A 12,440-nucleotide genomic window follows, 5' to 3' on the forward strand; every position below is an offset into this window, starting at 1 on the left:
GCGGTCAGGCCCGCCCGACGCGCCACGCGACGCCGACCTGCACGGTCGCCAGCGCGGTGAGCACCAGCAGCGCGGGGCGCCACGTCCCGGTGGCCTCGGTGAGCACGCCCGCCGCGACGGGCCCCGCCGCCGCGAGCAGGTACCCGAGCGACTGCGCCATGCCGGACAGCCGTGCCGTCTCGCGCTGGTCCCGCCCGCGCAGCGCGACGAGCGACAGCGCGACCACGAGCGCGGCCCCCTGCCCGAGCCCTGCCACGACGACCCACAGCACCACGAGGTCGGGTGCGAGCAGCAGCCCCAGCAGCGCGACGAGCGCGGGAGCGCTCGCGGCGACCGCGCCGAGGCGCTCGTCGGGGCCGCGGTGCAGCAGCGCGGGGACCACGAGCCCCCCGACGATCCCGAGGCCCTGGTAGACGAACAGGTGCACGCCCGCGGTCGTCGCCGTCACGCCCTGCGTGACCTCCACGGTCGGCAGCCACGTGACCAGCACGTAGAACACCGTGGACTGCAGGCCCATGAACGCCGTGAGCCACCACGCGGTGCCCTGCCGCCACACGCTCGTCACCGGGGCCGCGTGCGGGTCAACGACGTGCGGCGCGGGGGGCCGGGCCCGCCACGCGCGCGGCGCCCACACGGCGGCCACGAGCACCACGAGCCCCGCGGACGACGCGAGCGCGACCCGCCAGCTCGTGGCGTCCGCGAGCGGCACCGCGAGCGCCGACGCGGTCGCCGCGGCGCCCACGATGCACGCGGTGTACACGCCTGTCGCGAGCGAGACGCGCCGGGCGAAGTCCCGCTTGACCAGGGCGGGGACGAGCACGTTGCCGACCGCGATCGCCACCCCGATCACGGCGGTCGCGAGCCACAGACCGGCGGTGCCGGTGAAGGGGCGTGCGAGCGTCGCGACGCCCAGCGCGAGCAGCGCGACGAGGATCGCGCGCTCGGGACCCGTGCGCTCCGACAGCCGGTGCACGAGCGGCGACGCGGCCGCGAACGCCAGCAGCGGCAGCGTGCCGAGCAGACCCTGCGCGCCCTCGCCGAGCCCGAGGTCGGGGCCGAGCTGCGGCAGCAGCGGGCCCACGGCCGTCAGCGCGGGGCGCAGGCACAGCGCGACGAGGAAGACGGTCGCGGGTGCGAGGGTGCGGACGAGCGTGCGCTCGGTGGTGCTCATGCGGGGCGGCTCGTTCCGGTGTGCGCGACGGGGTGCCGCACCTTCCTACACCCGTCCCGGCGCGGCGCCGTCCGAGGCCGCGCCGGGTCGGTGTGTGGCACGCGTCATGATGGACCGGTGGACGGCTCGACAGTCATCGAGGACCCGCCCGTGCTGACGGACGGCGTCGTGACGCTGCGCTGCCTCACGGCCGACGACGTCGACGCGCTGCTCGCGGGCGAGGACGACGACCAGGTCCGCTGGCTGAACGAGGGCCACCGCTCCGAGCGCCCGCGCACCACCGCGTGGGTCGCGCAGAACCGCGCGCAGTGGCGCGACGGCGGGCCGCGGCGGCACCTCGGCGTGCTCGACGCCGCGACGGGCGAGCTCGCGGGCACGGTCGAGGCCCACCTCGCGCTGCCGGACCTGCCGGGCGGCACGGCGAACGTCTCCTACGCGGTCCTGCCCGCGTGGCGCGGGCGCGGCTACGCGGTGCGCGCCGTGCGCCTGCTGCGCCGCTGGCTCGCCGAGCGCACCGACGCCACGAGCGCCGTGCTGCGCGTCGACGCCGCGAACGTCCCGTCGCTGCGGGTCGCGCGCGACGCCGGCTGCCTGCCGCCCGAGCCCGGGCCCGACGGGCTGCTGCACCACGCGCTGCCGCTGCGTGAGCCCGCGCGGGTCGTGCTGGTGTGCGGGCCCGCGGGCTCCGGCAAGTCGACCCACGCGGCGCGGCTCGCGCGCGCGGGCTGGGCGCACCTCGCGTTCGACGCCGCCGCGTGGGCGGCCGGGCACCGCGAGCACCCGCTCCCGGCCGACGTCGCGGCACGCGTCCACGAGGACCTGCGGGCCCGGCTCGTGGGTCTCGTGGGCGACGGCGTGGACGTCGTCGTCGACACGTCGTTCTGGTCGCGAGCCTCACGCGCGTCGTACCGCGCGCTGCTCGCGCCGCTCGGGGTCGTGCCCGTCACGCACCACCTCGTGACGCCCCGCGCCGAGGTGCTGCGACGCCTGGCGGCGCGCACGGGCGCCGGCCCCGACGACGTCGTCGTGCCGCCGGACCGCGCCGCCGTCTACCTCGACGGCTTCGAGGACCCGACGCCCGACGAGGGCCCGCTGGTCCGCGTCCCGCCCGCCTGACGCGCCCGCGCCGCCGGGCACCTCGCCGTCGCCGGACGCCGACACGTCCACGGACAGCGGTGCGGCCCGGGGCGGTACGGTGGCGCGCGCCGAACCGAAGGAGACCCGTGACCGAGCCGACCCCGACGGCCGTGCCCGCCGACGGCACCCCGCCGACCGCCGACGCACCCCCGCCGCCGACGCGCCCATGCGCACCGGCACGGCGTGCCTCGAGATCCACGTGCTGCCGTGGAGGCGCCGCACGCGGATGGTCGACTTCGGGCCCATCGGCGGCATCCCGTCGGTCGACGACGACGTCCTCGGACCCGTCGTCGCGACGCTGTTCACGGTGCTGGGGATCCTGTTCACCGTCGTCGTGGTCGGGTCGGTCGTGCTCGTGCTGCTCGAGCTGTGGGTGCTGCTCGCGCTCGCGGTCCTGCTGCTGCTCGCGCGGTTCGTCGGGCTGCTGCCCTGGGTCGTCGACCCCGCGACGGGCGGCCCGCGCGAGCGCTACCGCTGGCTGCCGAACGCCGTGCGCCGCGTGCGCGCGCTCAACGGCGGCGGCCGGGTCCGCGTCCGCTGGTCCTGGGTCGGTTGACGACGCCCGGGCGGCCGCGCGGTCGGTGACGCGGTCCGCCGCGCGCCGACGCGTCGGTCCGCCACCCCGGCGGTGCGGCGGTGCGGCACCCCACCGTGCGGTGCGGGAGGGTGACGTCAGGCGTCGCGCAGGGCCGTCCAGCGCAGGTGCACGTCGAGCGGCAGACCGTCCTCGGTGCCCGCGTCGTCGACGAGCTCGCCGGGCACCGCGCGGCGCATGACGTCAGGCACGGGCCGCGACACGGGTGCGCCGTAGTCGTCGGTCCAGTCGATCTCGTCGTCGTCGGTCGGGTCGAACGCGATGCCGTGGTCGGCCCAGAACCCGGCGGCGTACCGGTCCTCGATCGAGCGCAGCAGCGCGTACGTGCCCTGCTCGTCCTCGGGCACGTCCTCGATGCGGGCGTAGCGCGCGTAGTAGCTCGCGCCGAGGATCCAGTACGCGCTCAGCGCGGTCGCCCGGTCCGTCGTCGGGTCGTCGAGCACGGCACGCACCAGGTGCTCGCCGCGGTCGTAGTCCGCGCGCCGCACGAACGTGTGGCGCTGCTGCGGGGTCGCCGCGGCGAGGAACTCGCGCAGGAACTGGTCCGGGTCGTCGGTCGCGGAGGAGCTCACCCGGCGATGCTAGACGCCCGTCCGGGGCCGTGCCCGTGGCCGGCCGCAGCCCGGGGCGGGCGCCGTGCCGCCCGCCCCGCGCGACGGACCACGGCTCACCAGGCGGCGCGCACGTAGTCCTTGAGGAAGCACCCGTACAGGTCCTCGCCGGCCTCGCCCCGCACGATCGGGTCGTAGACGCGCGCGGCGCCGTCCACCAGGTCGAGCGGCGCGTGGAACCCCTCCTCGGCCAGGCGCACCTTGGTGTGGTGCGGGCGCTCGTCGGTGATCCAGCCCGTGTCGACGGCGGTCATGAGGATGCCGTCCTGCTCGAGCATCTGCGCGGCGCTCGTGCGGGTCAGCATGTTGAGCGCGGCCTTGCTCATGTTGGTGTGCGGGTGGCCGGGACCCTTGTACCCGCGCGAGAACACGCCCTCCATGGCCGACACGTTGACGACGTACGTGCGGCGCGCGGGCGACGCCGCGAGCGCGGGCCGCAACCGGCTGATGAGGATGAACGGCGCCGTCTGGTTGCACAGCTGGACCTCGAGCAGCTCCATCGGGTCGACCTGCTCGACCGTCGCGACCCACGAGTTGCTCTCGGCGACGTCGGGGATCAGCCCGCCCGCGTCGATGGACGTGCCCGCGACGAGCCGCTCGAGGCTCGCGGCCTGCGCCGTGAGCGACTGCTCGACGAGCTCCTGCGCGTCACGCGTCGCCCGCTCGATCGCGAGCGCGGGGCTCGTCAGGTCGCTCACCGACCCGGCGAGCGCGCGCGGGTGGGCGTCGCTCGTGTGCCCGAACGCGGTGATCATGCGGTCCCCGTCGTCCGGCAGCGGGGACAGCTCGGCGTCGACGAGCCGCGAGTAGGCGCCCGGCGAGCGGCGCACCGTCTGCGCTGCGTTGTTGATGAGCACGTCGAGCGGACCCTGCGCGGCGACGTGGTCGGCGAGCTGCACCACCTGCGCGGGGTCGCGCAGGTCGATCCCGACGACGTGCAGCCGGTCCATCCAGTCCGCGGAGTCCTCCATGGCACCGAAGCGGCGCACCGCGTCGCGCGGGAACCGGGTCGTGATGGTGAGGTCGGCGCCGTCACGCAGCAGCCGCAGCGCGATGTACATGCCGATCTTGGCGCGCCCACCCGTGAGCAGCGCCCGCCGCCCGGTGAGGTCGGTGCGCGCGTCGCGCTTGGCGTGGTGCAGCGCCGCGCAGTCGGGGCAGAGCTGGTGGTAGAACGCGTCGACCACCGTGTAGTCCTGCTTGCAGACGTAGCAGGGGCGCGCGCGCAGCAGCGTCCCCGCCGTCGCGCCCGTCGCGGTCGACGTCAGCGCGATGCCGCGCGTCTCGTCGTCGATGCGGCCCGGGCTGCCGGTCGCGGTCGCGGCGACCACGGCCGCGTCGGCCTCGGCGATCGAGCGGCGCCGCTCGAGCCGGCGGTGCTTCTTCGCGGCCTTGAACAGCGCGGACGCCGCACGGCGGGCGACCGCGTGCTGCGGGTGGTCCTGCGGCAGCGCGGCGACCTGGTCGGCGACCCGCAGGAACGTCGCGAGGTCGGCGGGGTCGACGCCGGGCAGCGTGCCGTCGGCGGCCGTCGCGTCAGGGGTCGCGTCGTCGTCGGTCGTCGCGGCGGCGTGCTCCGCGGGGGCCGTGGTGTCCGCGCTCATGCGCCGTCCGTCCTGCGTGGGGAAGGGCCCGTCCGGTCACGAGGGCCCGGAAGATCGTACGCGCCGCGCCCGCGCGCTCCCGGCCCCGCCGACGGTGAAGGGTGGCGGCCCAGGTCAGCGGCGGCGGCGCGCGACGAGCGTCGTGACGACCGGGGCGAGCAGCGCGACGGCCGACGCGACGAACGCGGCGTTCGCGACGGTCGCGTCGACGAGCGGGCCGTTGGTGCGGCCGAGGCCGATCCACGCCAGGCCCCACGCCATCGCGAGGCCGATCGGCAGCGCGACCGCGGGCCGCACCCGCGCGAAGACGGCGTACGCGACCGCGAGCGCGGCGCCCGCACCGACCACGACGACGGCCCACCCGGTCGCGCCGAGCCCGAGCTCGCCGACCTCGGCGACCGTGAGGAACGCCGCCACGTTCGCGAGCGTCGCGACGCTCACCCAGCCGAGGTACAGGCCGGTCGTCACGTCGGTCACCGCCGACGGCAGCGCCGCGGTGTGCGGCGTCCGCACGAGCCGCACCAGCACGACGGACAGCACGACGACCAGCGCGACGATGACGAGCACGCTGCCGCCCACCGACCCGGCCTGCACGACGCCGATCCACAGCGCGTTGAGCAGCATCGACGCGAGCAGCCACCACGACACGGCCCGCAGGCGGGCGTCCGACGCGTACCGCGGCAGCGCCTGCACGACCGCGAACACCAGGAGCGCGGTGTAGATGACCGACCAGATCGAGAACGCGGGGGTGTCGGGCGCGAGCGGGGTCGCGCTCGCGGACAGCGCGCCGCCCGCGGCGTCGGCGGTCGACTGCCCGCCGAACGCGCCCGACCCGTACGCCGCACCGAGCGCGGCGACGAGCGACCCGACGAGGACGACGACCTGCCGGACCCGGTCGCGGGTCGTGGCGGTCCCGGTGGTGGCGGTGAGCGAGGTCATGCCCCCAGCGTGCACTTCCTCAGCGTGCTGAGCATCTTGAACGCCCGCCCGGCTCCGCGGCCTGCCTAGGCTCGTGCCGTGAGCACCCCCGCACCCGTCCCCCTGGCCTCGACCGTCGTCGGTGACACCGGTGCCCCGGTCGTCTTCCTGCACGGCCTGTTCGGGCAGGGACGCAACTTCACGCAGATCGCCAAGGCCCTCGCGCCCGACGCGCGGTCGCTGCTCGTGGACCTGCCGAACCACGGGCGCTCGGCGTGGACCGAGCGGTTCGACTACCTCGAGACCGCCGACGCCGTCGCCGCGCACCTGCGCGACGGGTTCGCGGCCGACGGGCCCGTGCACGTCGTGGGGCACTCGATGGGTGGCAAGGTCGCGATGGTCCTGGCGCTGCGCCACCCCGACGTCGTCGACCGGCTCGTCGTCGCGGACATCGCCCCGACCGCGCGCGGCTCGCTCGGGGAGTTCGAGCACCTGCTGGACAGCCTCGCGGCGCTCGACCTGCCGTCGCTGACGCGCCGCTCCGACGCCGACGAGGCGCTCGCGCGGCGCGTCGACGACCCGCGCGTGCGCGGGTTCCTGCTGCAGAACCTGCGCGCCGACGGCGACACGTTCCGGTGGCAGGCGAACCTCGCGCTGCTGCGCCGCGACCTGCCCGCGATCGGCGGGTTCCCCGACCTGGGCGACGCGGTCGACGACGGCCCCGTGCTGTGGGTCGCCGGCGAGCGGTCCGACTACGTGCGCCCCGAGGACGGCCCGACCATGCGTCGGTACTTCCCGCGCACGACGCTCGTGACGATCAAGGGCGCCGGCCACTGGGTGCACTCGGAGCAGCCCGCGGCGTTCGTGTCGGTGCTGCGCGCGTTCCTCGAGCTCGGGGCCTGACCGGAGCCGGGTGGCCGCACCTCCCCGACGATCTCGGCGACGCACCCGAGGGAGGCGCTCAGCGGCCGCGGCGCCGGTCGTCGACCACGCGGGCGAAGAGGCGCTCGTACTCGTCGACCATGCGGTCGGAGGAGAACCGCGCGACGGCGTGGGCGCGGCACCCCGCCCGGTCGACCGTCCCCACGCGCGCCACGGCGTCCACCGCGTCGGGCACGTCCCGGGCCAGGAAGCCCGACACCCCCGGCAGCACGAGCTCGGGCATGGACCCGCGCGGGTAGGCGACCACCGGTGTCCCGGTCATCATCGACTCCACCACCGAGAGGCCGAACGGCTCCTCGAAATCGATCAGGTGCAGCAGCGCCGCGGCCCCGCCCAGCAGCCCGTCGCGCTCGCGCGGCCCGACGGGACCCACGTACCTCACGAGGTCGCCGTCGACATGAGGCAGCACCTCCCTGCGGTGGTACCCGGCGTCGTGCACGACGCCCGCGATCACCAGCGGGACGCCCGCACGACGTGCGACCTCGATCGCGGTGGCGGTGCCCTTGTCGGGGTGGATCCGGCCGAGGAACAGCAGGTAGCCCCCGTCGCCGGCACCCGGCGCGAAGGCGCCGGCGTCGATGCCGTGGTGGATCGTCGCGGCGTACGTGAGGTCCGGCCGCCGGTGCGCGTCGCTGATCGCGACGTAGTGCGCGACGTCGTCGTACGCGCGGTAGACCGGCACGATGCGCTCGGACGAGAAGCCGTGGATCGTCGTCACGACCGGCGTCGGGGTGAGCCTGCTGAAGGCCAGCGGGAGGAAGTCGAACTGGTTGCTGATGACGTCGAACTGCCCGGCACGCTCGAAGACGGCGGCGATGTGCAGGGCCTCGGCCACCTTCGCGTCGACCGAGGTGTCCTCCTCGTAGCCCGCCGGGGTGACCGCGTGCAGGCGGCCGGAGGTCGTGGAGTCGGCGGACGCGAAGAGCGTCACGTCGTGCCCTCGCGCCACGAGGCCCTCGGCGAGGGTGGAGGCGACCTGCTCCCACGGCCCGTAGCCACGCGGCGGGACGGAGTGGGCGATCGAGGCGAGCACGGCGACGCGGACGGTGGCCTCCCGGGGACGGTGCCAGGGTACGCCGCGGCCCGCGCTGCTACGCTCGAGGGACTTCGCCGCGGCTCGTGCGCGGCGCCCGGCGCCCGTCAGCGGCGCCCTCGGGGACGCGGCCTTCTCTCCTCCCACCGTGGACGGCAGCACTCTCGCTGCGTGAGCGCACCAGGGAAGAAGCCCAGGATGAGCACCCGTCTCGCAGTCGTGTCGACCTACCCGTCCACCCCGTGCGGCATCGCGACCTTCAGCGCCGCGCTGGTGACCCACCTGGCCGCCGCGGGCGCGGACGTGGGGGTCGTGCGGCTGGTCGACGCGCCCGAGGACGGCGCGCCCCCGGTGGTGCACCAGTGGGTCGCCGGCGACCCGTCGGGTGCGAGGTCCGCCGCAGCCGTGCTCGACGGCTACGACGTCGTCGTGCTCCAGCACGAGTACGGGATCTACCCGGGTCCGGACGGGCAGGACGTGCTGGACCTGATGGCCCGGGTGCGGGTCCCGGTCGTGACGGTGCTGCACACCGTGCTGACCCGGCCCTCGGCGAACCAGCACCGGGTGCTCGCGGGGCTGGTCGCCCGGTCCGCGGCGCTGGTCACGATGACGTCGACCGCGCGCGACCGGCTCGTCGAGGGCTGGGGGGTGGACCCGGCGCGCGTGGTGGTCGTGCCGCACGGCGCGGAGGACAACCGGGCCCCCGGCGGCGGGGTGCAGCGGCTGCCCGAGCGGCCGGCCACGGTCCTGACCTGGGGCCTGCTGTCGGAGGGCAAGGGGATCGAGTGGGCGCTGCTGGGGCTCGCGGAGCTCCGCCGACGCACACCGCTGCCGACCTACCTCGTCGTGGGCCGTACCCACCCCCGCGTCCTGGAACGTGACGGCGAGGCGTACCGCGACCGGTTGGTCGCCCTCACGCGCGACCTCGACCTGACGGAGTCGGTGCGCTTCGACGGCCGGTACCTGTCCGGCACCGAGCTGCGCGCGGTGGTCCGCGGCGCCGACGTCGTCCTGCTGCCGTACGACTCCAGCGAGCAGGTCACCTCGGGCGTGCTCACCGAGGCCGTCGCCGCGGGGCGTCCCGTCGTGTCGACACGGTTCCCGCACGCCGTCGAGCTGCTGTCGGGCGGTGCCGGGCTGCTCGTGCCCCGGCGCGACCCCGCGGCCATCGCCGACGCCCTCGAGCGCGTGCTCACGGTCGACGGCCTGGCCGGCGAGATGGCCGCGACGGCTCAGCGCCTGGCCGACGCGATGCTGTGGCCCGCCGTGGCCCGGCAGTACCTGGGCCTCGCGGACCGCGTCCGGCACCCGGCGCTCCCGGCAGCGGTCTGATGTCGGTCGTCGTCGCCCGAGCGGCCGTCCCCGACCGCAGCGTGCGCCTCGACCACCTGCGACGTCTGACGACACCGACGGGGCTGTACGAGCACGCACTGGGCACCGCGCCCCGCGTCGAGCACGGGATGTGCGTCGACGACGTCGCACGCGCGCTCGTCGTCGTGACACGCGTGCCCTGGCCGGACGCGGGCGTCATGACCCTCATCCGCACCTATCTGCGCTTCGTGCGCACGGCGCAACGACGCCACGGTGCTCTGCACAACCGCCGCGACGCGGCGGGCGCCTGGCTCGACACGCCGACCACCGACGATCACTGGGGGCGTGCGGTCTGGGCGTTGGGCACCGCTGCGGCCCGCCTGCCCGCAGGCCCGCTCGCGTCGGACGCGCACCGCGGCGTGTCCGAGGCGATGGCCGGTCGCTCGCCGCACCTGAGGGCCACCGCGTACGCCGCGCTCGGCGCCGTCGAGCTGCTGCGTGCCGACCCGGGTCACGCCGGGGCGTCGCGTCTCGTGCGCGACGCGCGCGACGTCCTGCCCCGAACCGGGGACGACGCGCTCTGGCCGTGGCCCGAGCCGCGCCTCACCTACGCCAACGCCGTCGTCCCCGAGGCGATGGTCGCCGTGGGCGCCGTCCTCGCGGACGAGGGACTGCTGGCCGCCGGGCTCCGCCTGCTGGGCTGGCTCGTGGCCGAGCAGACGGTCGACGGCCGGCTGTCGGTCGTGCCGGCGGGCGGCCGCGGCCCGGGTGACGCCCGGCCGGGGTTCGACCAGCAGCCGATCGAGGTCGCGGCCATCGCCGAGGGCGCCGCGACGGCCCTGAGGTTCACCGGCGACCCGCGCTGGGCGGCGGTGCTCGAACGGTGCGCCGCCTGGTTCGAGGGCGAGAACGACACCGGTGCGCCGGTGCGGGACCTCACCACGGGCGGCGGCTTCGACGGGCTGGAGCGCGAGGGGGTCAACCAGAACCAGGGCGCCGAGTCCACGCTCGCGTGGCTCGCCTGCGCCCAGCTGGTCGGGGCGCACCGCGCAGCGACGCCGTCGTGAGCGCTGCGCGGGACGCCCGGCGCGACCCGCCGTGGGTGCGCCGCACCGCGCACGTGCTGCGCCCCGACCCGGACCGCGTGCTGGCGCGGCTCTTCCTGCCGGGGCAGGAGATGGCGACCTCGGGGCGGTCGCGGTCCGAGGAGGTCCTGGCACGGGTGCTCGCGCTGGACGACGTCGAGGTCGACCGTGCGCTCCGCGCCCTCACGGCGGCGCACGGCCTCCGGCACCACGACCTCGCGGCGACCTGGGACGCGCACTTCGCGCTCGTGCGGCACCGGCTGCCCGGCGCGGGCGACGTGCCCGCCCACCGGCGCCGGCTCGCCGGCGCGTACTTCACGCAGGAGTACGCCCTCGAGGCGGCTGCGCTGTTCAACCCGTCGATGGTCCCGCACCCCGACCAGACCGGGCTGCGGGAGGGATCGACCCGCTTCGTCATGACCGTGCGGGCGACCGGTGAGGGGCACCTCTCGAGCCTCGAGCTGCGCACCGGGACGGTCGACGCGGCGGGGGCGGTCGCTCTCGACGGCGCGCCGGTCCACGCCCGGCCACCGGTGGTCACCGCCACCCGCTACCGGCGTGCCGCCTTTGAGCACCTGCTCGTCGACGTCGACGTGGACCGCGAGGAGGCGGGGTTCGTGCTCGCCGCGCTCGGGGAGGCGTTCGACCGGGCCGACCTCGACGGGGCGCTCGGCGCCCTGCGTGCGCAGCGGCTCACCCGCGGGTCGACGGCCCGCACGGTCGAGCAGTTCGAGCGGGTCGCCCGGCGCTGCTACGCGGTCACGTTCCCCGCGGGCTCGCAGCTGAGCGAGCGGGTGCTGATGCCGCAGACGCCTGCGGAGAGCCACGGTGTCGAGGACGTGCGGATGGTGCACTTCCAGCACCCGGACGGCGCCACCACCTACCTGGGCACCTACACGGCGTTCGACGGGCGGGACATCGCCGTCCAGCTGCTCCGGACGCGCGACTTCGTGCACTTCTCCGGTGAGCCGCTCAGCGGACCGGGCGCGGGCAACAAGGGCCTGGCCCTGTTCCCGCGGCAGGTCGCGGGCCGCTACGTCGCCCTGTCCCGCGCCGATCGCGAGAGCAACGCCGTCACGACGTCGGACGACCTGCTCCGGTGGGCCGACCCGGTGGTCGTGCAGCACCCGGAGCACCCGTGGGAGCTCGTCCAGCTCGGCAACTGCGGCTCGCCGGTCGAGACCGAACGGGGGTGGCTCGTGCTGACGCACGGCGTCGGACCGATGCGCACCTACGGGATCGGCGCGCTGCTCCTCGACCTCGACGACCCGACGCGCGTGGTCGGGCGGCTGGCCCGCCCGTTGCTGACGGCGCACGGTGCGGAGCGCTCCGGCTACGTGCCCAATGTCGTGTACTCGTGCGGGGCCATGCGGCACGGGCGCACGCTGGTGCTGCCGTACGGCAGCAGCGACAGCGTGACCCGGATCGCGCTGGTCGACCTGGACGCGCTGCTCGAGGAGATGCGTCCGACGACGTGACGGGCTCGTCCGCCGGCGGCTCTGGCGGGGCGGCGCCCGATCGTGGCGCGGTCGGCGCAGCGCGCGGGCCGTCCGCGGCGGCCTGACGTGCCAGGGCGGCGCCGGGTCAGCGCGGGGCTGGCCGTGTGCCCGCGGCGGGGTCGAAGTAGTCGTCGTCCTCCGCCGGGTCGTGGTGCGGCGCGGCCGGTCGCGGTGCGGCAGCCCGTGGCGTGGCGGCAGCCCCGTCGCTCGCGTCGTCGTCGGGGACGTCCGGGTCCTCGACCACGACGACGAGCGTCACGTCGTCGCCCAGCTCGACGCCCTCGGCGCGGCGGGCCGCGACCTTGAGCGGCACCAGGAACCCGCCGTCCTTCGGGAAGATCGACGTCGTGAACGTCGTCGCGCCCAGGGTGACCGTCGCGGGGACGCAGCCCCACCCGTAGGTGACGCGCGACGCGACCGCCCGCAGCCGCTCGGCCTCGGGGCCGGGCAGCGCGACGAAGTGGTGCGGCGCGGGCCCGCGCCACCACACGACCTCACCGGAGAACCGCAGCTCCACGGCACCGAGCATGGCAG

12 protein-coding genes are annotated in these 12,440 nt (G+C 76.1%); 6 read left to right on the forward strand and 6 right to left on the reverse strand.

Annotation, left to right across the window (positions count from 1 at the left end; all coding sequences use genetic code 11):
• Positions 1-4: 4 nt before the first annotated feature.
• Entirely contained in the window at positions 5-1,171 is a 1,167-nt protein-coding gene (locus tag GY42_RS14565; protein ID WP_046529879.1) for an MFS transporter, read from the reverse strand.
• A 117-nt stretch (positions 1,172-1,288) separates the two neighbouring features.
• Here GY42_RS14565 and GY42_RS18800 point away from each other — a divergent pair, with 117 nt between their 5' ends.
• Together GY42_RS18800 and GY42_RS14575 are read left to right on the forward strand one after the other, a co-directional pair.
• Positions 1,289-2,287, forward strand: coding sequence for a GNAT family N-acetyltransferase (locus tag GY42_RS18800; RefSeq protein ID WP_160309425.1), 999 nt, complete (start codon positions 1,289-1,291; stop codon positions 2,285-2,287).
• 187 nt (positions 2,288-2,474) lie between these two features.
• On the forward strand, positions 2,475-2,864 hold the full coding sequence (locus GY42_RS14575) for a hypothetical protein (RefSeq protein ID WP_152667343.1): 390 nt from the start codon (positions 2,475-2,477) through the stop codon (positions 2,862-2,864).
• A 116-nt stretch (positions 2,865-2,980) separates the two neighbouring features.
• Here GY42_RS14575 and GY42_RS14580 read toward each other — a convergent pair whose 3' ends face one another.
• The 3 genes from GY42_RS14580 to GY42_RS14590 form a co-directional block, all read right to left on the reverse strand.
• A complete protein-coding gene (locus tag GY42_RS14580; protein WP_046529881.1) occupies positions 2,981-3,475 on the reverse strand; it encodes a DUF4274 domain-containing protein in 495 nt (164 codons plus the stop codon).
• A 95-nt stretch (positions 3,476-3,570) separates the two neighbouring features.
• Positions 3,571-5,118 carry an SDR family NAD(P)-dependent oxidoreductase gene (locus GY42_RS14585; protein ID WP_082131581.1) on the reverse strand — a complete coding sequence of 516 codons (1,548 nt, stop codon included), beginning with the start codon at positions 5,116-5,118 and terminating at the stop codon, positions 3,571-3,573.
• A 114-nt stretch (positions 5,119-5,232) separates the two neighbouring features.
• The gene (locus GY42_RS14590; RefSeq protein WP_046529882.1) at positions 5,233-6,057 is read right to left on the reverse strand and encodes a tryptophan-rich sensory protein; all 825 of its coding nucleotides are present in this window, start codon (positions 6,055-6,057) and stop codon (positions 5,233-5,235) included.
• Positions 6,058-6,135: 78 nt separating this feature from the next.
• Here GY42_RS14590 and GY42_RS14595 point away from each other — a divergent pair, with 78 nt between their 5' ends.
• Positions 6,136-6,939, forward strand: a complete 804-nt coding sequence (locus GY42_RS14595) for an alpha/beta fold hydrolase (protein WP_046529883.1) — start codon at positions 6,136-6,138, stop codon at positions 6,937-6,939.
• 58 nt (positions 6,940-6,997) lie between these two features.
• Here the strand turns inward: GY42_RS14595 and GY42_RS14600 are convergent, their stop codons facing one another.
• Positions 6,998-8,011, reverse strand: a complete 1,014-nt coding sequence (locus tag GY42_RS14600) for a glycosyltransferase family 4 protein (protein ID WP_046529884.1) — start codon at positions 8,009-8,011, stop codon at positions 6,998-7,000.
• A gap of 198 nt (positions 8,012-8,209) precedes the next feature.
• Here GY42_RS14600 and GY42_RS14605 point away from each other — a divergent pair, with 198 nt between their 5' ends.
• From GY42_RS14605 to GY42_RS14615, 3 genes are read left to right on the forward strand one after another with little or no spacing between them, the layout of a single operon-like run.
• Positions 8,210-9,343 carry a glycosyltransferase gene (locus GY42_RS14605; RefSeq protein WP_046529885.1) on the forward strand — a complete coding sequence of 378 codons (1,134 nt, stop codon included), beginning with the start codon at positions 8,210-8,212 and terminating at the stop codon, positions 9,341-9,343.
• Positions 9,343-10,389, forward strand: coding sequence for a hypothetical protein (locus GY42_RS14610; RefSeq protein WP_046529886.1), 1,047 nt, complete (start codon positions 9,343-9,345; stop codon positions 10,387-10,389). Before GY42_RS14605 ends, GY42_RS14610 begins: the two co-directional genes overlap by 1 nt.
• A complete protein-coding gene (locus GY42_RS14615; RefSeq protein ID WP_236686803.1) occupies positions 10,386-11,885 on the forward strand; it encodes a glycoside hydrolase family 130 protein in 1,500 nt (499 codons plus the stop codon). Before GY42_RS14610 ends, GY42_RS14615 begins: the two co-directional genes overlap by 4 nt.
• Positions 11,886-11,991: 106 nt before the next feature.
• On the opposite strand, the gene GY42_RS18805 is transcribed toward GY42_RS14615, so the two are convergent.
• Positions 11,992-12,423: a DUF1905 domain-containing protein gene (locus tag GY42_RS18805; protein ID WP_082131757.1), complete on the reverse strand. Its 432-nt coding sequence runs from the start codon at positions 12,421-12,423 to the stop codon at positions 11,992-11,994.
• Positions 12,424-12,440: the final 17 nt, after the last annotated feature.

Origin of the sequence: Cellulomonas sp. FA1 (genome assembly GCF_000986825.1) — a bacterium.
GTDB classification, from domain to species: domain Bacteria; phylum Actinomycetota; class Actinomycetes; order Actinomycetales; family Cellulomonadaceae; genus Cellulomonas; species Cellulomonas iranensis.